General features: G+C 68.9%; 18 protein-coding genes and 1 pseudogene. 4 read left to right on the top strand and 15 right to left on the bottom strand.

Annotated features, from left to right (window positions below):
• Nucleotides 1–46: 46 nt before the first annotated feature.
• Both AC1DO7_RS11000 and AC1DO7_RS10995 read left to right on the top strand, forming a co-directional pair.
• Entirely contained in the window at nt 47–679 is a 633-nt protein-coding gene (locus AC1DO7_RS11000; RefSeq protein WP_477116098.1) for a flavin reductase family protein, read from the top strand.
• A gap of 177 nt (nt 680–856) precedes the next feature.
• Nucleotides 857–1,336 (top strand): nuclear transport factor 2 family protein, encoded by a 480-nt coding sequence (locus AC1DO7_RS10995; RefSeq protein ID WP_441614914.1) that lies wholly within the window; start codon nt 857–859, stop codon nt 1,334–1,336.
• Nucleotides 1,337–1,576: 240 nt separating this feature from the next.
• On the opposite strand, the gene AC1DO7_RS10990 is transcribed toward AC1DO7_RS10995, so the two are convergent.
• A complete protein-coding gene (locus AC1DO7_RS10990; RefSeq protein WP_441614912.1) occupies nt 1,577–2,488 on the bottom strand; it encodes a substrate binding domain-containing protein in 912 nt (303 codons plus the stop codon).
• Nucleotides 2,489–2,765: 277 nt separating this feature from the next.
• Entirely contained in the window at nt 2,766–3,155 is a 390-nt protein-coding gene (locus AC1DO7_RS10985; RefSeq protein ID WP_441614910.1) for a hypothetical protein, read from the bottom strand.
• Here AC1DO7_RS10985 and AC1DO7_RS10980 point away from each other — a divergent pair.
• Nucleotides 3,148–3,273, top strand: a pseudogene (locus AC1DO7_RS10980) (aldehyde dehydrogenase family protein); the annotation flags it as partial. The gene AC1DO7_RS10985 and the pseudogene AC1DO7_RS10980 overlap by 8 nt on opposite strands.
• Before the next feature lie 20 nt (nt 3,274–3,293).
• Here the strand turns inward: AC1DO7_RS10980 and AC1DO7_RS10975 are convergent.
• The 4 genes from AC1DO7_RS10975 to AC1DO7_RS10960 all read right to left on the bottom strand — a co-directional run bounded on the left by AC1DO7_RS10975 (nt 3,294) and on the right by AC1DO7_RS10960 (nt 7,634).
• A complete protein-coding gene (locus tag AC1DO7_RS10975; protein WP_441614908.1) occupies nt 3,294–4,412 on the bottom strand; it encodes an NAD(P)H-dependent flavin oxidoreductase in 1,119 nt (372 codons plus the stop codon).
• A gap of 52 nt (nt 4,413–4,464) precedes the next feature.
• Entirely contained in the window at nt 4,465–5,652 is a 1,188-nt protein-coding gene (locus AC1DO7_RS10970; RefSeq protein ID WP_441614906.1) for a YbfB/YjiJ family MFS transporter, read from the bottom strand.
• Nucleotides 5,645–6,529 (bottom strand): LysR family transcriptional regulator, encoded by an 885-nt coding sequence (locus tag AC1DO7_RS10965; protein ID WP_441614904.1) that lies wholly within the window; start codon nt 6,527–6,529, stop codon nt 5,645–5,647. Before AC1DO7_RS10965 ends, AC1DO7_RS10970 begins: the two co-directional genes overlap by 8 nt.
• A 181-nt stretch (nt 6,530–6,710) precedes the next feature.
• Nucleotides 6,711–7,634 (bottom strand): LysR family transcriptional regulator, encoded by a 924-nt coding sequence (locus AC1DO7_RS10960; RefSeq protein WP_477116097.1) that lies wholly within the window; start codon nt 7,632–7,634, stop codon nt 6,711–6,713.
• A 141-nt stretch (nt 7,635–7,775) separates the two neighbouring features.
• Between AC1DO7_RS10960 and AC1DO7_RS10955 the strand changes: the two genes are divergently transcribed.
• Nucleotides 7,776–8,567, top strand: coding sequence for a carboxymuconolactone decarboxylase family protein (locus AC1DO7_RS10955; RefSeq protein WP_477116096.1), 792 nt, complete (start codon nt 7,776–7,778; stop codon nt 8,565–8,567).
• A 300-nt stretch (nt 8,568–8,867) separates the two neighbouring features.
• On the opposite strand, the gene AC1DO7_RS10950 is transcribed toward AC1DO7_RS10955, so the two are convergent.
• The 9 genes from AC1DO7_RS10950 to AC1DO7_RS10910 form a co-directional block, all read right to left on the bottom strand.
• Complete coding sequence (locus tag AC1DO7_RS10950) at nt 8,868–9,197, bottom strand: CppA family protein (protein ID WP_441614894.1); 330 nt, start codon at nt 9,195–9,197, stop codon at nt 8,868–8,870.
• A gap of 305 nt (nt 9,198–9,502) precedes the next feature.
• Complete coding sequence (locus AC1DO7_RS10945; RefSeq protein WP_441614893.1) at nt 9,503–9,844, bottom strand: hypothetical protein; 342 nt, start codon at nt 9,842–9,844, stop codon at nt 9,503–9,505.
• 100 nt (nt 9,845–9,944) lie between these two features.
• Nucleotides 9,945–11,258 (bottom strand): epoxide hydrolase family protein, encoded by a 1,314-nt coding sequence (locus tag AC1DO7_RS10940; protein ID WP_441614891.1) that lies wholly within the window; start codon nt 11,256–11,258, stop codon nt 9,945–9,947.
• A gap of 73 nt (nt 11,259–11,331) precedes the next feature.
• Nucleotides 11,332–11,715 carry a cupin domain-containing protein gene (locus tag AC1DO7_RS10935; protein WP_441614889.1) on the bottom strand — a complete coding sequence of 128 codons (384 nt, stop codon included), beginning with the start codon at nt 11,713–11,715 and terminating at the stop codon, nt 11,332–11,334.
• 336 nt (nt 11,716–12,051) lie between these two features.
• A complete protein-coding gene (locus tag AC1DO7_RS10930; protein ID WP_441614887.1) occupies nt 12,052–12,510 on the bottom strand; it encodes a nitrate reductase associated protein in 459 nt (152 codons plus the stop codon).
• Nucleotides 12,511–12,555: 45 nt separating this feature from the next.
• Nucleotides 12,556–16,809, bottom strand: coding sequence for a molybdopterin-dependent oxidoreductase (locus AC1DO7_RS10925; protein ID WP_477116095.1), 4,254 nt, complete (start codon nt 16,807–16,809; stop codon nt 12,556–12,558).
• A 406-nt stretch (nt 16,810–17,215) separates the two neighbouring features.
• Nucleotides 17,216–18,196 carry a 4-hydroxythreonine-4-phosphate dehydrogenase PdxA gene (locus tag AC1DO7_RS10920; protein WP_441614883.1) on the bottom strand — a complete coding sequence of 327 codons (981 nt, stop codon included), beginning with the start codon at nt 18,194–18,196 and terminating at the stop codon, nt 17,216–17,218.
• A gap of 2 nt (nt 18,197–18,198) precedes the next feature.
• Nucleotides 18,199–19,170, bottom strand: coding sequence for a Bug family tripartite tricarboxylate transporter substrate binding protein (locus AC1DO7_RS10915; RefSeq protein WP_477116094.1), 972 nt, complete (start codon nt 19,168–19,170; stop codon nt 18,199–18,201).
• 100 nt (nt 19,171–19,270) lie between these two features.
• Complete coding sequence (locus tag AC1DO7_RS10910; RefSeq protein ID WP_477116093.1) at nt 19,271–20,260, bottom strand: LysR family transcriptional regulator; 990 nt, start codon at nt 20,258–20,260, stop codon at nt 19,271–19,273.
• Nucleotides 20,261–20,289: the final 29 nt, after the last annotated feature.

The raw sequence follows: 20,289 nt of genomic DNA, 5'->3' as shown, positions 1-20,289 counted from the left end.
GCTGCACCCGTGCCGCCCGGTGCCGTCTTCAACGCAGTTTTCCCGGATGTCCCGCTCCGTGTCCGACGACTTCTACTTCTACGAACCCGCGCGCGGGCATGGCCTGCCGCACGATCCCTTCAACGCCATCGTCGGGCCGCGCCCGATCGGCTGGATCTCGTCGCGCGCCGCCGATGGCGTCGTCAACCTCGCGCCGTACAGCTTCTTCAACGCCTTCAACTACACGCCGCCCATCGTGGGTTTCTCCAGCGTCGGCTACAAGGACAGCGTGCGCAATATCGAGCAGACCGGCGAGTTCTGCTGGAACCTCGCCACGCGCGCGCTGGCCGATCCCATGAACGCCAGCTGCGCAGCGGTGCCGCCCGAGGTGGACGAGTTCACGCTGGCCGGGCTGACGCCTGCCGCCTCGCGCGCGGTCGCGGTGCCCCGCGTGGCGGAAAGCCCGGTCTCTTTCGAGTGCAGGCTCACGCAGCTGATCCAGCTCCAAGGCGTCGATGGCCAGAAGGTGCCGACCTGGCTGGTATTGGGCGAAGTGGTGGGCGTGCACGTCGACAGGACGCTCCTGAAGGACGGCATCTACGACACGGCCGCGGCCCGGCCGATCCTGCGCGGCGGCGGGCCGGCAGACTACTTCGAGATCGGGCCCGAGGCGCTGTTCCGCATGCGCCRCCCGCGCTGAGGGCGGTCGGCAACCGCGGGCAGGCCTTGCTGCGATGCATCCCAATCTCTCCTTGACATACAGATCTGTCTACTCGAATAATGTAGACAGGTCTGTATCGATCCAGTGCCGACCCAGTGCCAACCGCCGCCAGATCCCGCTGCATCCCGCTGCATTGTTCCTTTGAGGAGAGAACCCATGTCGACCCCAGCCGAGTCCCGTCCGCCGTTTCCCCCGTTCACCCTTGAGTCCGCCATCCAGAAGGTGCGTGGCGCCGAAGACGGCTGGAACAGCCGCGACCCCCAGCGCGTGGCGCTGGCCTACACCGTCGACAGCGCCTGGCGCAACCGCGCCGAGTTCGTCAACGGGCGCGAGGCCATCGTCGGCTTCCTGGCACGCAAGTGGCAGAAGGAACTGGACTACCGGCTGATCAAGGAATTGTGGGCCTTCGAGGGCAACCGCATCGCCGTGCGCTTCGCCTACGAATGGCATGACGACTCGAACAACTGGTATCGCTCCTATGGCAACGAGAACTGGGAGTTCAACGAGGCCGGCCTGATGCAGCGCCGCTTCGCCTGCATAAACGATGCCCCGATCAAGGAAGCGGACCGCAAGTTCTTCTGGCCGCTGGGCCGCCGCCCGGACGATCACCCCAGCCTGAGCGATCTCGGCTTCTGACCGGCCATGCGGCGTGCGGCACGCGGCTTGATGCCCGCCGTGCCGCTGCCGCTGCCGTGATCCGACGGTGGCGGCGCCTTCCTCCTGCCCACTGTCTTGCCCCGCCTCGCTCGCGCAATGCCGGCCATGCGCGCGCGGCGTACCCGCGACGCAATTGCCGGCCAATGCAGCGGTGGTGCTGTGGTGATCGCGCAGATTGCGCCTGCGTAAGCGGAACTCGCGCAAAGCCTGCCGCGGGCGCTACGCGGCGAACTTGTCGACCAGGAAGTCCACGAACGCCCGCACGCGCGACGACATATGCCGCGCGTGCGGGTAGAGCAGCATGAAGGGCCGGGTGGCGCTGCCGAACTGCGGCAGTACCTCCATCAGCCTGCCGTCGCGCAGGTCCTGCTCCACCACGAAGCGGTAGGTCTGGAACAGCCCCGCGCCGCTGCGCGCCAGCGTGACGCCGCCCAGCACATCGTCCGAGCAGCTGTAGCCGCCGGTGGTGGCTACATCGACCATCTCGCCGCCTTCGCGGAACACCCACGGAATGTGCCGGCCGCTGCTGGGCAGCTCGAACTGGATGCAGTCGTGCGCCTGCAGCGCATCCAGCGAATCCGGCACGCCGGCCCGCGCCAGGTAGGCCGGCGCCGCCACCAGCACCAGTTCGGCGTCTTCGAGCTTGCGCGCGATCAGGTTGGAATCGTCGGGCGCGCGGCCGCGCACCGACAGGTCGAAGCCGTCGTCGGCGAAATCCACATTGCTGTTGCTGATGTGGGTCTCGATCTCCACTTGCGGGTAGCGCGCCCGGAACTCGGGCAGCACGGGCAGTACGCGATAGTGCGCGTAGGGGGTCGGCAGGCTGATGCGCAGCAGGCCGGCCGGGCTGGTGTGCCGGCCGGAGACCTGCCGCTCGGCATCCACCAGTTGCGCCAGCGCTCGGCGCGCCTGCTCGAAATAAGCGCGGCCTTCGTCGGTGAGCCGGATCTGCCGCGTGGTCCGCACGAACAGCCGCACGCCAAGCCTTCCTTCCAGCCGCGACACCGAGCGGCTGACCGCCGCTGGCGTGACGCTGGCCGCCACCGCCGCCGCCGTGAAGCTGCTCAGTTCCGCCGCCAGGCAGAACAGTTCTATGCTGCCCAGTTGCAGATCGTCGAATTGCCGTTTCATCTTGCGTGCAGTGTGCGGGCCATGACGTCGTCAGCCAGGCCGCCGATTGCCGTAGCCGGGCCCGGGCGCGCCGCAATGGTCGTGGTGGAAGGGAGTGCGCTCATGGGCTGGTCTTGTCGAATGCGGTCGTGCGAATGCTAGTGCGGATGCGGCGTGCTTCCAGCTTACTGCACGAGCCGGGCAGCAGTGTAGCGCGAGGCCATGCGCCGCGCATGTTGCGCCACGCGGACGGCAGCGGGAAACCTGGGCACTTCGTCACGGCTGGCCCGGGGGGCGCTCAGGACTCGGCCGGGGTGTTGGCCGCGGCGGTCCAGGCGCAGATAAAGGCATCCGCGATGGTGGTGGCCAGCTTTTCGCCGGCGGACCACTTCATGGTTTCGAGATGCAGGGGCACGGCCACGGCGCCGTGGATCGCCACCACGATGCTGTCCGTGGCCAGTTTCAGCGACATGGGATGGCGCGGCAGCGTGTCGAACACATCGCGTACCGCGCTTTGATAGAGCTGGTACGCGCGCATCGCCACATCCGAGCGGCCAAACGGCGTGCCGTCGCTGGTGCGCGGCACGGGCCGGCGCCGCGAGCCGGAGAACAGGATTTCGTACTGCTCGAAATGCGCGCGCCAGTGCTTGAGCATGGCCACCAGCAGCCGGCGCAGGCGTGTGGCCACCGCGGTCGCGCCGTTCGGCAGCGTCAAGCAGTCCGGGCTGGGCAGGGAGGGCTCCAGGTATGGCATCGAAGAGTACCTGGTGGTGAAGTATGTCTGCCTGGGCGGCCTGGCCGCGTAGCGGCCAGGCCGTACGCTGTTTCAGCCAGCGCCCGCGCCGAAGCGGCTCAGGCCTGCCACCGCCTCGGCCAGCTCCGCGCGCAGCACCGCGACCAGCTCCGCCGCTGGCAGGCCGCGCGACAGCTGCGCGGCCTGGCCGGCCCACTGCGCGGCGAAGGCGGCATTGCCGCGCGCCTTGGCCGCGGCATGGAGCGCCTTGCCGGCGTCGTAGACGATCGGGTAGGCCGGCAGCGGCGGGCAATCCTTCGCTTCGCCCAGTTCGGTCAGGCGGTTGACGAAGCCGCGCGCGGCGCGGCCGGAAATGGAGCGGGTCAGCGTGGTGCGGGTCGGCTCGCCTGCCAGCAGGGCGGCGCGGTAGGGCGCGTCCGCCGCGCTCTCCGGGCAGGACGCGAAGGCGGTGCCGAGCTGCGCCGCCTGCGCGCCCAGCGCCAGCGCGGCAGCAATGCCGGCGCCGTCCATGATGCCGCCGGCGGCCACCACCGGCAGCGAGGTGTTGCGCACCAGCAGTCGCACCAGCGCCAGCGTGCCGAGCTGCTCGTCACGGGCTTCGGGCTGGAACGCGCCGCGATGGCCGCCGGCTTCCCAGCCCTGCGCCACGATGGCGTGCACGCCGGCATCGGCCACCTGGCGGGCTTCCTCTACGCTGGTGGCGGTCGCCATCAGGTAGATGCCCGCATCGCGCAGCGCGGCGATCCAGGGCTGCGGCGGCAGGCCGAAATGGAAGCTCACCACGGCCGGCCGCTCTTCGAGCAGCATGGCGAACATGGCCTCGTCGGCCACGAAACTCTTGTAGATCTCGCGCAGGGTTGCCGGTGGCGTGGCGCCGAATTCGGCGAAGCTCGGCGCGAGATACGCCAGCCACTGCGCCTCGCGCGCGGCGTCTGCCACCGCGGGCGCGTGGCAGAACACATTGATATTGAACGGCCCGGTGGTCAGCGCACGGGTTTCCTGGATCAGCTTGCGGGCACCGCTGGCATCCGTGGCGCCAACGCCGAGCGAGCCCAGGCCGCCCGCGTTGGTGACGGCGGCGGCCAGCGCTGGCGTGTTGGTACCGGCCATGGGCGCCTGGATGATCGGCGCGACGATGCCGAGCCGGGATAGCAGGGAGTGTGGTTGCGCAGCGGCGGTGGGATGGTTCATGGAAGGACTCCTTCGGAAGCGGTGGTCATGCCCGCGTGCGGCATCTGGGCATCTACAGGAAAAGGACGACGGTGGCGGCCAGCAAGGCGGCCGCCGCGGCGGCAAGCGGGCCGGCGAAGCTGTGGCTGTGCGCCATCAGCGCGTCGGCCACCAGCGGCCCGGCTACCTGCCCCACGCCATAGGTGGCAGTCATGGCGGCCAGCAGGTTGAATTTCACGGCGTGGGCCACGCGCTTGGCCGCCGGCATGGCAATGGTGACGGTGCCGACAAAGGTGCCGCCGACCAGGAGCGCGCTGGCCAGGTAGGCCGGCGCGGAATGCCGCAGCGCCGGCAGGATCACGCCAACCGCCTGCACCAGCATGTTGAGGGCGAGCGCGCGCCGCGTGCCGAGGCGTTCATGCAAGGCGTGCCACAGGAAGCACGAGGGTGCCGCGCCGAGGCCGAAGACGGCCCAGACATGGATCGGATCGACATGGCCAAGCGCGTCGCGCACGAACAGCGGCAGATAGGTCGCGGTGACGATATAGCCGAAGCCGGCCAGGCCATAGCTGGCGAGCAGCGGCCACGGGCCCGGACCCGCGCCATTGCCGGCGGTGGCTTCGGCCGCGTCGGCCGCTTGCGCCGGTTGTGGCGTCACGGCTTTGCCGAGCTGGCGCCATGCCGGCAGCGACAGCACCGCCGAGCCGGCCGCGAGCACGGCCCACAGCAACGGGCTGTGCCAGCCGGCCAGGTTGCCGGCGGCGATGGCCTCGGCCGACAGCAGGATGCCGGCGCCCACGCCGGCGAACAGCAGCGGCGCGCCACGCGGGTCGCCCACCACCTGGAACAGCCACACCGAGGCGGCGACCAGGGAGATGGCGCTGAGGAATCCGGCAATGAAGCGCACGCCGATGATGAACCACGGCGCGGCGGGGAATGCCAGCGCGAGCAGGCACAAGGCGGTGCCGGCCAGGGCGATGCGGCACAGCATCGGCGTGGCGCGCGGCGAGATGCGGGTCACCGCAAGCGCGCCTGCCAGGTAGCCCGCATAGTTGGCGGAAGCGGCCAGTGAGCCGGCGCTGACGGTGAGCAGGCCGTCGCGCACCATGATCGGGTACATGCCCGTGAAGGCGAAGCGGCCAAAGCCCATGCCGACTGACAGCACCAGCGAGGCGGCCAGCGCCGGCAGCCAGTGCGCGATGGCCATGTGCGAGGCAGCGCCGCCGGGCTGCGCGAGGCGCTCCGGTTGTGCCTTAGCCATGCTGGAGCTCGCGCAGGAAGGCGGCATATGCCGAGGTCATGAAGCCCGAGCGGCGTACCAGGAAGGTATGCGCCGTGCGCACCGGCACGGCCTGCAGCGCGGCGGTGTCCGGATGCAGCGCGAGCAGGGAGCGGGGCACGATGGCGACGGCCGAGCCCGCCGTCACGCACGCCAGGATGGCATGGTAGGAGGACAGTTCCAGCATGTTGAGCACCGGGCGCGGGCCGTCCGAGCTGGCYAGCCAGTCCTCGATGCACATGCGGTAGGTACAGCCGCGCGAGAAAGTGGCCAGGCTGCGCAGCGTGAGGTCCTGCGGCGAGCGTACCGGCGGATGGCTCGGCGGCAGCACCAGCACAAGCTCTTCGGAGAAGAGAAAGCTCCCCTCCAGGCCCGGACCCAGCGCGTCCATGTCCAGCGCTTCGGGGGCGCCGTCGCCGGGATGCGCCACCACGGCGCAGTCGATACGATGCGCAAGCAGGGCGTCGATCAGCGCCTGCGTGGTGCCGGTCTGGATCTCGATGCGCACGTCCGGCCACTTGCCGTGGTAGCGCGCCAGCGGACGCGGCAACCGGGCGGCCGCCGAGCTTTCCATGGCACCCACCCGCAGCGTCCCGGACGGCAGGTCGGCGCGCATCGACTGGCGGGCTTCCTCTGCCAGCGCCAGCAGGCGCTCGGTGTAGCCGAGAAAGCGCTGGCCCTCGGGGGTCAGCGTCATGCGTTTGCTGTCGCGCAGGAACAGGGCCACGCCGAGTTCCTCCTCGAGTTGCTTCACGCGCGTGGTGACGTTGGACTGCACGCGGTCCAGGGCCTTGGCGGCACGGGTGACGCTTTCTTCGAGCGCCACCGCCCTGAAGATTTCCAGTTCGGCGAGGTCCACGGGCAAATCCTTCGATGCAGAACGGACCGGAGTTCGTTCTTAAAAAGAGAATGTATCGTTGTTAACTATCATCTATGGGGATAAATAAGTCAAGAAAACCCTGCCATGCGCGGGGAATGCGCACGGGAATGCGCACGGGTGGCCGCCTGCAAGGCCGTGCAGGACGCGCGGGACCGGGCGCTCAGCGCCGCCGGGATTTCGGGCCCGGGCCGGGGCGATAGCGTGCGCGCAGGGTTTGCAGCAGCAGCGGCAGGGCCGGCGCCGGGTTTCCGGGGGCCAGGGCCAGCGCCACGCCGATGCGCAGCACGGCGGCTTCCTTGAGCGGTTTGTAGATCACGCCCACCCGCGCCATGGCCTGCAGCGAGGCTGGCACCAGCGCCACGCCCTGGCCGTCGGCGATCAGCCCGAGCAGCACATGATGGTCGGACGGCTCGGGCAGGCGGGGTGGCGCGTAGCCGAGCGTGCGGAACAAGGCTTCGTAGTGGTCGAAGTAGGCCGGGTTGAAGCGCCGCTGGAACCAGAACAGCGGATCGGACTGCAGTTCCAGGATGGAAATGCGCTTGCGTCGGGCCAGGCGGTGCGTGGCCGGCAGCGCGGCCACCAGCGGGTCGTCGAACAGATGCTCGACCTCCAGTTCGCCGGTGGCCGAGGGCAGGCCGATCAGCGCGGCGTCGAGCGCGCCGCGCCGCAGGTCGGCGATGGATTGCTGCGAGATCTGCCGCTTCTGCACCAGCCGCACGTCGGGTGCCCGCGCCTGCAGTGCCGGCGCCAGCCACGTGAACAGGGCGGCGTCCACCACGGTGGTGATGCCAAGGCGCAGGCCGCCGACGCGCCTGGCGCGCTTGCGGGCACGGGCGAGCAGGGCGTCGGCGCTGGCCAGCAGCTCGCGCGCCTCGGGCAACAGCTGGCTGCCGGCCGGGGTGAGCGACACGCCATTGCGGTCGCGCTCGAACAGGCGCGCGCCGATGGTTTCCTCGAGCGCCTGGATCTGCCGGGTCAGCGGCGGCTGCGTGATCGACAGGCGCTCGGCCGCGCGGCGAAAGCTCAGTTCGTCGGCCACGGCCACGAAGTAGYTGAGTTGCCAGAGTTCCAGGCGGGGCTGCATGGGCTTCGCGATCCTTGCTTGCTGATACGCGCAAGGTATCACGCCGAAGGCATTGGCGGCATGCGAGGGCGCTCGCTAAGCTTGCCTCACCGACTCACCGACTCACCGACTCACCGACTTACCGGACCAAGGAAACAGCCAATGACCCCGCAGACCATGGCACTCGGCCGCGCGCAGCTTGCCGCCATCGAAAACACCACCGACGCTTCAATCCTCGCTGCGCTCGGCGACATCGCCCCCGATCTCGCCAGCCTTGCCATCGGCTTTGTCTACGGCGAGATCTATCCGCGCGACGGGTTGACGCTGCCGCAGCGGCAACTGGTCACCGTGGCCGCGCTGGCCGCCATGGGCGGGCTCGAACCGCAACTGAAGTTCCACCTGGCGGGCGCACTGAACGCGGGCTGCAYGCCGGCCGAGCTGGTCGAGTCCATGATCCACCTGGTGGTCTACGCAGGCTTCCCGGTGGCGCTCAACGGCATGGCCGTGCTGAGGACGGTCTTTGCCGCCGCGGGTATCGGCGTGGCGGCATCTGCATCGCCGCAGCCGGTGAGCGCCTCGCGCTACCAGGCCGGGCTTGAACGCCTGCGCGAGATCGACGGCGAGGCCGGCGAGCGCGTGATCGCCTCGCTGCAGGAAATCGCCCCCGACCTGGGCCGCTTCATCATCGAGTTCGGCTTCGGCGACATCTACGCACGCTCCGGGCTGGACTTGGTTTGCCGCGAGATGATCACGGTGGCCGCGCTGGCGGCGATGGGCTCGGCCACGCCGCAGCTCAAGGTCCATATGCACGGCCTGCTGAACGTGGGCGGCACGCAGGCGCAGATGGTGGAGGCCATCATCCAGGTCGCGGCCTATGCAGGGTTTCCGCGCGCCATCAACGCGGCGCTGGCGGCGAAGGACGTCCTGGCCGAACGCGCGCTGGCACGGCACTGACCGCGCGCGCGGGCTGGCTGCCCGCGCAACAGCCGGCGTTCGATAGCTTCAGCCAGGGCGCCCGCAAGCCTGACGCCTTCTCCGACGGCGCGCGCCAGCGCGACGCGTACCAGGACGGTGCGCACCAGGGTACCGACGCCGGCGCAATCGCCATGATGAACCGCGACGTGTTCACCGATGGCACACGCGATGTGCGTGCCACGGACCGCATGGCGAGTTGATGCTCTTGTGCGGAGGGCGCAGGGCGGTGGGCGCTGCTGCCCACCGTTGCTGGCGTTGCGGGCGTTGATGCCAGGCAGCCTAGAGCCGACGGCCCTCGTGCTGTGGATTTCCCGGATTCCCCGGAACTTGCGCATGGCGCTGTGCCGGCGCCGGCCGCGCGAGAAGCTGGCGGATCGAGGCAAGGTAGCGGTCCCCGACCTCACGGGTGGCGCGGCCAGCCTGGTTGCGCAGTGCGCGTCGGCTCGGTGGCGTGACCTTCAGGCTGCGGCAGATTGTCGAAAGATAGGGCTTGCGGTCACCGGCCAGGCGTTGGGCGGCTGCCTGCAGGGCCGCGTCGCCAATCCGTTCCCGCAGCCATGCCAGGACCTGGCGATCATATTCATTCTGTACCCGGACCAGATGTTCCATGCTGGGCTCCCCGCGAATACTGTTCATCCATACAGTAACTGTAAATATATACAGTATTCGGGGATTTTCAAGGAACGGTTCGATGGAAAGCCGGCTGGCTGGTCCGGTTGTGATTGACCAGCCGCTACCGGCGAACTGCTGTCGCCCCCCTGCAAGCCGTGGAATTCGAGGTGAACGTGCCGTGCGGCACGTTCGAAACAGGACCGCCAGATGTCACTTCCGGGGGGGCAGGCGTCGTGGCAGGCGAGGCTGGCCAGCCGAATCGCAAGCAGCCTGCGCGGCCGATGCAGCCCAGGCGTAGCTGCTCACCCGCGGCGTACCGCGGTCACCTTTCCCCCCTTGACGTCCAGCGTGCGGCGCTGCGGGTTGTAGTCCATGGTTGCGGGCATATGCTGGCCTTCCCGGTCACCAAACCGCCAGGCGCAGCCCTGGAGCAGGGTGACGGCGTCTGCCTCGGCCTTGCCGATCAGGGCATCATCGCCAACCTTGTCTGCCTGGCAGCCTTCCGGCGTGCCGCGGCCGCCTTGCGGGCCCGGGTTCGGCACCGGGGTCGCTGTCTGGGCGGCACATCCCGCCACGAGTGCCGCGCATACGAGCGCGCCCGAAAACGCGGCATTCCGGATCCTTGGTCCTTGCTTTTCTGGCATGCGATATTCCGTCCATGTGCGATGGATTCAATCTATACCAGATGTTCCATGACGGGCTCTCGCGCATACCGCGCATTCCTACACTAGCCGCACGCCGCGCTCAGCGCAGCGGCCGGAACGCGGCACGCACCTCGGTGCTGAACAGGACCGGCTCTTCCCAGGCCGCGAAGTGGCCGCCCTTGTCCACCTGGTTGTAGTAGATGAGGTTGCGGTAGGCGCGTGCGGCCCAGTTCTTCGGCGGCCTGTAGACCTCCCCGGGGAAGATCGTCACCGCCGCCGGGATCGAGATGCTGGCTACATTGGGGCTACTGGCGTTGGTTTCCCAGTAGATCCGCGCGCTTGCGGGGCCTGTGTTGGTCAGCCAGTAGAGTGTGATGTCGTCGAGCATCTCGTCGCGGGTGAGCGAGCGCTCCGGTTCGCCGCGGGTGAACACCCAATCAGCGATCTTGTCGTAGATCCACGCCGCCAGTCCCACCGGCGAATCGGCCAGGGCGTATGCCATGGTTTGGGGGCGCGTCCCCATGATCGCGGCGTATCCAAAGCCCTTGCCAAGGAACTCCCTGGCTTGGTCAAACACCGCCTTTTCTTCGGCGGTGAGGATCGCCGGTGCCGGATCGCCATTCTTCAGCGCCTTCGCGACGTCCGGCGGGAGAGTCGTCGCGCGCTCGACCCTGTTGACGTGGATGCCGAGCAGACCCTCGGGAGCTTGACGGCCCATGGCATCGCAAATGATGGCACCCCAGTCGCCGCCTTGCGCGACGTAGCGCGTATATCCAAGGCGCTTCATGAGGACGTCCCACGCGCGGGCGACGCGGTCCGGGTTCCAGCCGGTGCCCGTGGGCTTGCCTGAAAAGCCGAAGCCTGGAATGGACGGAATCACAAGATGGAAGGCATCCTCGGCGGCCCCGCCGTGCGCCGTGGGATCGGTCAGCGGGCCGATGACTTTCAGCAGCTCGAAGACCGAACCGGGCCAGCCGTGGGTCATGATGAGTGGCAATGCTTGCGGATGACGGGAGCGCACGTGGATGAAATGAATGTCCAGGCCGTCGATATTCGTCAGGAACTGCGGCAAGGCGTTGAGTTTCGCCTCTGCCTTTCGCCAGTCGTAGCTCGTCCCCCAGTACTGCACGAGTGCCTGGAGCTTTACGAGCTGCACTCCCTGGGAGCGGTCACTCACCGTTTCAGGGTCAGGCCAACGCGTCGCGGCGAGCCTGCGGTGAAGGTCGGTGAGCGCTGCTTGCGGAACATGAACGCGAAAGGGGCGGATGGCATCTGCCGCATAGCGCTGCCCCGCGTCGGGCTGGACGGCAGCCATGACGGGGCGGAACATCGCAAGGGCTGCCGTTGCCGCTCCGCTCAGGAGCAGGGCTCGGCGCGACAGGACGGGAGCCCTGGTTGATTCCTGTGTGCTCATCTTGCACCTCATGTGCCGTGGTTTCCTGGATCAAGGTCGTATCAAGGAGCGACAAAGCGCGACAAGGAGCGACTCACTTGACCGGCACGACCAGCGGAGCCCCTTTTTTAACGATATACGTTGCCAGCTCCGACGCCTTGCCGCCGCCGACATTTTTCGCCGAGTGCGCCGTTCCGGCCGGAATGAACAAGGCCTCGCCGGCCTTGAGCGTGACCGGCGCCTTGTCGCCGAGCTGATACTCCAGCGTGCCTTCGAGGACATAGGCAATCTCTTCGCCCGGATGCGCGTGCTTGGGTGCGAACGCGTCACGGTCGAAGTCGACCCGCACCTGGACGGCCTCGCGCCCGGGCACGCTCAGATCCTGCTGCAGGAGATCGGTGCGGTGGATTCCCGCTTGCTGCGCCTGCGCCGCCTGCATCGTCAATCCGCTGCCGAGAACAAGTAACGCTGCCGCCATGATTCGAGTCGATTTCATTTGGTGTCCCTTCGTCGTTGAGGCCAGAGGAGACGCCATTTCAGCAGCGGCACGTATCGGCGATGTATCGGCCGGAGGGGATTGTTGTAACCCAGTGTCCGCGCGGCGGTGGTGGATACACGAGGGTACAGGGCGGACCCGCGCCGAACCACCGCGCCGAACCACCGCGCCGAGCCGCCGGTGGTCTATCCGGCACGAAATGCTGGCCCGGGAAGCCACGGCGCGCATCGGCCTGCCTGGCTGCACCGAGCGGGCCCTGGACGGAGTCCGACTGGCCCGCGCGCGGCCTCGGCTCCCCGGTTGCAACGGCCCGGATGGTCAGGCAAGCAGGCCGAACTCGCGCAGCGCGGGCACGAAGTTCGCATTCTCATGGCCGCCCCGCGTGAGCTTGAGCAGGGCGAATCGCTGCAGCGAGGTCAGGCCCTGCCAGCAGACGCGCCCGCCCAGCATGATTGCCAGCGCATCGGCCCTGGCACGGATCGGCGCGGGGATGTCGCTGGTTACCTTCCACAGCGGATAGTCGTCGACCGCCACCGGCGAGGGCTGCTCACCGATGGCGAGCAGCGCGTCGCAGACGTAGTCCCGATAGGTCGCGATCTCCGCCTGGGTCCTTGCCGGCATGGCGGCAAGGTCCGCGCGCGTGGCGTGATCGAAGCGGTTCCAGGCGCGCAGCGACAGCTTGATCCCGCACAGGTCGAGGTTGAAGCGAACGATCATCGGGACGCATCGCAGCGTGGCGACGAAGTCGGCTTCGAATGCGAAGAATGGGCCGCTCATGTCTTTGGTCTCCTCTTGTCCGTGGGCGCGTTTGCTGCCGGCGCGTCAGTAGACGTCCCTGACATAGCGCTTGCCGGCGGACATTGCCGTCACGTAGTCGCCGGCGGCTTCCTGGCTCAGGCCGCCATGCACCTGCACGACGTCCCTCAGGGCCGCGTCCACGTCCTTGGCCATGCGGCTGGCGTCGCCGCATACGTAGAAATGCGCACCCGCCTCGAGCCATGCCCATAGCTGCGCGCCCTGTTCGCGCATGCGGTCCTGCACGTAGATCTTGTCGGCCTGGTCGCGCGAGAAGGCGAGATCGAGGCGCGTCAGCAGGCCCTTGTCGCGCATGGTCTCCAGCTCGTCGCGGTAGTAGAAGTCGCTGGCGGCGTGCTGCTCGCCGAAGAACAGCCAGTTGCGGCCGCGGTCGCCACGCGCGAGCCGTTCGTGCAGGAAGCCGCGGAATGGCGCGACGCCGGTGCCCGGCCCGACCATGATCATGGGCGTGTCGCCGCTGCGCGGCGGGCGGAAGTGCGCGGATTTCTGCACGAACACCGGCACGCTGACACCGTCAGCGCGGTCGGCCAGGAAGGTGGACGACACGCCTTTGCGCTGGCGCCGTCCGTTGTGGTAGCGCACGGCGGCCACGGTCAGGTGCACTTCGCCGGCATGGGCCCTGGGGCTGGAGGCGATGGAGTACAGGCGCGGCTGCAAGCGCTTGAGCGTGCCCAGCAGCTCGGCCGCGCTGAGTTGCGCCGGGTATTCGTGCAGCACGTCGGCCAGCTGCTGGCCCCATAGCCACTGTTTGAGGTCGTCCTTGCGCGATGCGGCCAGCAGCGACTTCAGGCCCGGGTTGGTGCTGCGCGCGGCGATCATGGCGAGTGCGTCGGGGCCCGGACGGGYGATCTCGAAATGCTTGCCGAGCGCATCGGCCAGGCGCATCTCGCCCAGTCCCGGCACCGTCACCGCGGTGTCGGCGCGCAACTGGCTCACGGCGAGCAGTTCGTCCACCAGCCCGGGGCAGTTGCTCGGCCATACGCCAAGTGCGTCGCCGGCTTCGTACTCCAGCCCCGAATCGCCCACGTCGAGCGCGAAGTAGCGCGTGTCCTTGTTGCCGCCCTGCCGGTTCAGGCGCAGGTTCTGCAGCAGCCGCGAGGGCGCCGGGCTGGCCTTGGTGGGGACGGTGCCGGGAATCACGGCGGGAATCATGCCTTCGGGCGGGGTGGCGTGCAGCGCGGCGTGCTCCGCCTTGATGCGCGCCGTCACGTTATCCAGCSATGCGTCGGCGGTGGCCTGGAAGTCGCTGTCGCAGTCGACCCGTTCCAGCAGCGCACGCGCTCCCAGTTGCGCGAAGCGCGCATCGAGCTTGCGGCCGTGGCCACAGAACTGGTCGTAGCTGCTGTCGCCGAAGGCCAGCACGGCGTAGCGCAGGTGCTCCAGGCGCGGCGCGAGGTCCGCCGCCAGCGCTTGCCAGAAACCCTGGCCGTTGTCGGGCGCATCGCCGTCGCCGAAGGTGCTGCTCATCAGTAGCAGGTACTGCGTCTTGGCCAGGGAGGCGAGCTTGTAGTCGGCCATGCAGGCGCTACGGATCTCGAAGCCGGATTCCATCAGCGCGGTGGCGTAGCGCTCGGTCAGCGACTCGACATTGCCGGTCTGCGAGGCCCACAGCAGCGTGACCACGGGGCGCGCGCCGACGATCTTGATGGCGGGCTCGGCCACCCCGGTCGGGGAGGTCCCGGTGGCCGGCGCGGCCGGTGCGCCAGGCACGGCCGCGGGCACGGCGTTGCCGGCATCGGCGCGGCAGAACATGCCGGCCAGCAGGCCGTTGAGCCAAAGCCGTTTTTCAGGGGCCACCGGTGCGCTGGCGGGCAGCATCGGCGCGGCCTGGCCCGACGCGCCGCCGGCCAGGCGCAGGCCGCCAACGAAGCCGGCCAGGTAGAGGCGCTCCGCGTCGCCGAGCACGGGTGCGCTGGCGGCGGGGAGGTCGAGCAGGGCGGCGAATGCGTCGATGCGGGTCATTTCGGATTCCGTGGTCATGCTGTCAGGCTGGGCTGGCGCGTGCCGGGCTGCTTGGACTGCTTGGGCTGCTTGAGCTGATTGGGGCGTGGCGTGCTCTTGCGGCGCATCCTGCCCGGCTTGCGCGGGCACGTCGGCGACGCGGCTGAGTGCCACCGCGCAGAACTTGAGCTCGGGCTGCCGGGAGATCGGGTCGACCGCATCGCTGGTCACGGCGTTGATGCACAGCTCGTCGCCATAGGCGTCGTTCCAGTGCATCGGTGCAAAGCAGTTGCCGGCGCGCACGCGTTCGGTCACCACCGCCGGGAGCACGGCGCGGCCGCGGCGCGAGCGGATCTCGACGCGGTCTTTGTCGCGCACGCCGAGCGCCTGCGCGTCTTCCGGATGGATTTCGACGAACGGCCCGGGATTGAGCTTGTTGAGCATCGCCACCTTGCCGGTCTTGGTCATGGTGTGCCACTGATGCTGCAGGCGGCCGGTATTGAGCACGATCGGGTATTCGCGGTCGGGCATCTCGGCGGGATCGGCATGCGGACGCGCGAAGAACACGCCTTTGCCTTGAGGCGTGGCGAACCACAGGCGCGGAGGTTCGCCGCCGGCGGGCGTCATCGGCGCCTGATGCGTGCCGTCGTTGAGGTAGCGCAGCGGATTGCGATCCGGTCCGTGCGCGCTGGAGCAGGGCCACTGCAAAGGCGTCTCGCGCAGGCGCAGATGGCTGGCGCCGCGCAGGTCGTAGCCGGTCTTGGGATTGTCGAAGCCAGTGATCTCGTCGAAGACCTCCGCCGCGCTGCGATAGCCGAAGGCGTCGGCATAGCCCATCTCGCAGGCCACCCGCGCGATGATCTGCCAGTCGGGCAGCGCCTCGCCGGGCGGGGCGATGGCCTGCTGCATCAGCGTCATATTGCGTTCGGAGTTGATCATCACGCCTTCGGCCTCGGCCCACAGCGCGCCCGGCAGCAGCACGTCGGCGTAGCGGTTGGTCTCCGTGTCGAGGAAGGCGTCCTGGGCAATCACCAGCTCGGCTGCCTGCAGCCCCGCGATCACGTTGGCGCGGTTGGCCACGGTGGCGACCGGATTGGTGCAGATGATCCAGCAGGCCTTGATGTCGCCGGCGGCCATGCGCGCGAACATGTCGACGGTGCCGCCGCCCAGTCGCGTGTGCAGGGTGCCCCCGGGCACGCCCCAGCGCTGTTCCGTGAATGCGCGGTCCTCCTCCACCAGCACCGAGCGCTGGCCCGGCAGGCCAGGACCCATGTAGCCCATCTCCCGGCCACCCATGGCGTTGGGCTGGCCGGTCAGCGAGAACGGCCCGCTGCCGGGGCGGCAGATCTTGCCGGTGGCCAGGTGCAGGTTGCAGATGGCGTTGGTGTTCCAGGTGCCGTGGGTGCTCTGGTTCAGGCCCATGGTCCAGCAGCTCATCCACTCGGGCGCATCGCCGATCCACTCGGCGGCCTGGCGCACCTGGGCGGCGGGGATGCCGGTGATCTCCTCCACGCGCTCGGGCGTGTAGTCGTCCAGGAAGGCCGGCATGGCCTCCCAGCCTTCGGTGAATTCGGCGATGAAGGCGGGATCGGTCTTGCCGTTCCTGTGCAGCAGGTGGAGCAGGCCGTTGAGCAGGGCCAGGTCGGTGCCCGGCTTGATCTGGAGATACAGGCCGGCCTTGTCGGCGGTGGCATTGCGGCGCGGGTCCACCACGATCAGCCGCGCACCGGCCTTGACGCGGTCCATCATGCGCAGGAACAGGATCGGGTGGCAGTCGGCCATGTTGGCGCCGCTCACGAAGAACAGGTCGGCGCGGTCGAAATCCTGGTAGGAACCGGGCGGACCGTCGGCGCCCAGTGACAGCTTGTAGCCGCTGCCGGCGCTGGCCATGCACAGGCGCGAATTCGACTCGATGTTGTTGGTGCCGACGAAGCCTTTGGCAAGCTTGTTGATGAGGTACTGCGCCTCGATCGACATCTGCCCGGACACATAGAACGACAGCGCATCCGGGCCGTGCGTATCGAGGATGGCCCGCAGCCTGCGGGCGGTGTCGGAAATGGCCTGCGCCATCGGCAGCGGCACCGGGTCCTGCTTGCGCTGGCGGCGCACGAAGGCATGCTCCAGCCGGCCGGACTTGCGCAGCGCCACGTGGGCGGACGAGCCCTTGGTGCACAGGCGGCCGAAGTTGGTGGGATGCTCCTTGTCGCCGGAGATCTTCACCACCTGCTCGTTTTCCACGTGCAGGGTCATGCCACAGCCGACGCCGCAATACGGGCAGACAGTGTTGACGGTGCGGGCGTTGCCGCTGGCGGTGCTCATGCGCAGGTTTCCAAAAAAAAGCGCCCTGCCGGTGCAGTCGAAAGACTGAACAGGCAGGGCGCCGTTGCCCAAGCTCGTGCTGATGCTACGAATGCAGTGAATTCATCGAGGGACCGGCATTGATCCCGTGCTGAAGAGGTCTACGCAAGTAGCGCGCCAGGTGTTGGGCGGTGCTTTTGGCGCGGCGCGGTGCGCGAATGCACAAAACCGGTGCTTACTGGGGCCGGTTTTGTGCATTGCGGGAGCGGCGGGCGTTGCGATCGGCCCGGCGTGAGGCGCCGGACCCCGGCGCGGGTGGCGCCGGCTCATCGTGGCAGTGGCCGYAGGGTCATCCCGGGTCCTCCCGGGCAGGGAGCGCGGCAGGCGGTGGCCGGGCAAGCGGCCGGATCCTGCGCGGCGCGAAGCGCTAGGCGGCCCGCCCGGCGCGGTGGCTGAGACCCATGCGGCAGGCCAGGTCGAAGGCATTGGTCATGGCGTCGGCCGTGGCCGCGCCCCGGCCGACGATATCGTAGGCGGTGCCGTGGGCCGGCGTGGTGACCGGGATCGGCAGGCCGCCCTCCACCGTGACGCCCACCTCGAAACCCAGCAGCTTGGTCGCGATCTGGCCCTGGTCGTGATACATGGTGACGATGCCGTCCAGATGGCCGTTGCGCGCGCGCACGAAGATGGTGTCGGCGGGATAGGGGCCTTCGGCGTGATAGCCGGCGGCGCGGGCCTGTTCGATGCCGGGCGCAATGATGTCGCCTTCCTCGCTGCCGTAGTTGCCGTTGTCGCCGTTGTGCGGGTTGAGGCCGCACACGCCGATGCGCGGCGCGGCGTTGCCGGAAGCCTTGAGGGCGTCGGTGAGCATGCGGATGGCGCCGTCGATGCCGCCGGGCGTGAGCAGCGACGAGACCGCCTTGAGCGGTACATGTGAGGTCACCCGCGCGGTCCAGAGCTTGTCGAGCACATTGAATTCACCGCAGCGGCCCTGGTAGTCCAGCAGCCTGGCGAACCAGCGCATCTCGTCTTCCTCTTGCATGCCGCCCAGGCGCAGCGCGCCCTTGTTGAGCGGGCCGAAGCACAGCGCGTCCGCCTGGCCGGCGGTGACCATGCGCGCGCCCAGCGTCAGCGCCTCCAGCATGAAGGCGCCATTGTCGCGGGCGGCCACGCCGGCGGCGAAAGTGGCGTTCATGCCGGGCCAGTCGACGATCTCCAGCCAGGGAGCCGCCTGCGGCACGGGCACGCCGGCCGCGCGGGCGCCGGCTTCCAGCGCGGCGCGGCTGGCGATCAGCGCCACCTGCGCGCGCCCGGGCAGCGCGGGATCGGCGAGCAGCCGCGCGGTGATCTCGGGGCCGATGCCGGCGGGGTCGCCGATAAAGAGTGCAATGCGGGGCAGGGCTGCCATGTTCAATCCATCCTGATGTTCTGTTCGCGGATCAGCTTGCCGAAGCGGTCGTAGTCCGCCTTCTGCAGCTGGATGAACTGCTCGCGCGTGAGCGTGCCGGGATCGCCGCCGAGGCCGCGCAGCTTGCTTTGCACCTCGGGCAGCTTCAGCGCGGTATTGAACTCGCGCGTGAGGCGATCGAGCGCGGGCGCCGGCGTCTGGCGCGGCGCGTAGAAGGCATACCAGGTGCTCATGTCCGCGCCCTTGATGCCGATCTCCTGCAAGGTGGGCACGTCGGGCAGCGCGGCCGAGCGCCTGGGCGTGGTCACCGCCAGCGCGCGCAGCTTGCCGGAGCGGATATGCGGCATGGCCGACGACGACGTATCCAGCATGATCTGCACCTGCCCGGCCATCAGGTCCACGTGGGCCTGCGAGCTGCCCTTGTACGGCACATGGACCATCTGCGTGCCGGTGGCCTTCATGAACAGTTCGGCCGCCATGTGCTGCACGCTGCCGATGCCAGAACTGGCGTAGCTGAACTTGCCGGGCTGCGCTTTGATCTGGGCGACCAGCGACGCCACGCTGTCGGCCTGCACCTGCGGCGCCACCAGCAGCACATGCGGGACCRCCAGCGCCAGGCCGATCGGGGTCAGGTCCTTGAGCGGGTCGAAGGACAGGCGCATGAGCTGCGGCGCGATCACCTGTGGCGAGTTGGTCGCTGCCAGCAGGGTGTAGCCGTCGGCGGGCGCCTTCGCGGTCAGGTCCGCGGCGATGGTGTTGGCCGCGCCGGGGCGGTTGTCCACCAGCATGGGCTGCCCGAGCGGGCCGCCCATTTTCTCGGCAAACAGCCGGGCCACGATATCGGTGCCGCCGCCCGGCGGGGCGCCGACGTTGATGCGGATGGGCTTGTCGGGAAAGGCAGCGTGCGCGTGCGCGCAGAGCCCGAGCAACGTGCCGGCGGCCGCGGCGCGCCAGCGTGCGCGAAGTGCTTGCATGGGGTGTCTCCTGGTCGCGCACCGGCGTGGGCACGCGTATTTTTTGACTGCGATGGTGTGTGCTGTCCCGCACTATGCCGCGCCGGGGCGGCAGCGGCCATCAGTCTTTCGCCGTTGCTGCGTTCACATTTGGTGAATCCGCGGACGAAGCTGCCGCCGACCCCGCCGTCAGGACCGGGATCAGCGCGCGTGCCGCCGAAGACAGCTCGGCGTGCGGCTGGTGGCACAGCACGAAGCGGCGGCAGGCCCAGGCCTCGTCGATGGCGATATGCCGGAAGGTCTTGCCGCGCGCGAACATGGTTGCCACGTGGGCGGGCATGATGCCGATGCCGATCTCGCCCGCGATCATGGCGATCATGCTGTCGAAGCTGCCCACGCGGATGCGCATGCGCAGCGGCCGGCTGGCGGCCACGGCCAGGCGGCCGAGCGTGATGGAGATCGAGGCGCCCTCGGTGAGGCCGATCACTTCATGCGCCAGCAGGTCGTCGATGGCAACCTTGCGCGATCCGGCCAGCGGGTGCGCGTGATGCGCCACCAGCACCAGGCGGTCTTCGCGGTAAGGCAGCGATGGCAGGGCGACCGGCCCGACCGTGCTTTCATAGACCCCCACGTCCGCCAGGCCGCGCTTGACCGCCYGGATCACGCCCACGCTGTTGAGCTCCTGCAGGTCGACCTTGATGTCGGGCCACGCCGCGTGGCAGCGGCCGAGATCGGCGGGCAGGAACTGCACCACGGCCGAGGTGCAGGCGGCGATACGGATCACGCCGCGGTCGCCGTGCAGGAAGGCGGCGGCATCGTCCTGCATGCGGTCGACGGCGTGGATCAGGCTGCGCGCGTGCGCCAGCATGGCGCGGCCCGCATCGGTCAGCGCCATGCCGTGCGGGCGGCGCTCGAACAGGGGCAGGCCGAGTTGCGCCTCCAGTTCGCGGATACGGCGCGATGCCGCGGCCGGGACCAGGCACAACTGCTCGGCGGCGCGCGTGATGCCGCCGCTTTCCGCAGTGGCAATGAACAGCCGCATGGTGGTCAGGTCGAAGCGCAGGCTGGCCGCGGTGCGGGCGGCCTGCCGGGCGGCGGCAGAGGCGGGCATTGAAGTTGTGGCGGGCGTGGCGGGTGCGG

Source organism: Cupriavidus sp. 05N40, from assembly GCF_056397305.1.
The sequence above is the reverse complement of the archived record's forward strand: the minus strand, read 5'-3'. Positions and strand labels throughout refer to the sequence as shown.

What these genes read in the sequence shown, in the direction of transcription:
- AC1DO7_RS10995 (WP_441614914.1), top strand. Translation starts at nt 857, where the DNA reads ATGTCGACCCCAGCCGAGTCCCGTCCGCCGTTTCCCCCGTTCACCCTT.
- AC1DO7_RS10990 (WP_441614912.1), bottom strand. Translation starts at nt 2,488, where the DNA reads ATGAAACGGCAATTCGACGATCTGCAACTGGGCAGCATAGAACTGTTC.
- AC1DO7_RS10975 (WP_441614908.1), bottom strand. Translation starts at nt 4,412, where the DNA reads ATGAACCATCCCACCGCCGCTGCGCAACCACACTCCCTGCTATCCCGG.
- AC1DO7_RS10970 (WP_441614906.1), bottom strand. Translation starts at nt 5,652, where the DNA reads ATGGCTAAGGCACAACCGGAGCGCCTCGCGCAGCCCGGCGGCGCTGCC.
- AC1DO7_RS10950 (WP_441614894.1), bottom strand. Translation starts at nt 9,197, where the DNA reads ATGGAACATCTGGTCCGGGTACAGAATGAATATGATCGCCAGGTCCTG.
- AC1DO7_RS10945 (WP_441614893.1), bottom strand. Translation starts at nt 9,844, where the DNA reads ATGCCAGAAAAGCAAGGACCAAGGATCCGGAATGCCGCGTTTTCGGGC.
- AC1DO7_RS10940 (WP_441614891.1), bottom strand. Translation starts at nt 11,258, where the DNA reads ATGAGCACACAGGAATCAACCAGGGCTCCCGTCCTGTCGCGCCGAGCC.
- AC1DO7_RS10935 (WP_441614889.1), bottom strand. Translation starts at nt 11,715, where the DNA reads ATGGCGGCAGCGTTACTTGTTCTCGGCAGCGGATTGACGATGCAGGCG.
- AC1DO7_RS10930 (WP_441614887.1), bottom strand. Translation starts at nt 12,510, where the DNA reads ATGAGCGGCCCATTCTTCGCATTCGAAGCCGACTTCGTCGCCACGCTG.
- AC1DO7_RS10920 (WP_441614883.1), bottom strand. Translation starts at nt 18,196, where the DNA reads ATGGCAGCCCTGCCCCGCATTGCACTCTTTATCGGCGACCCCGCCGGC.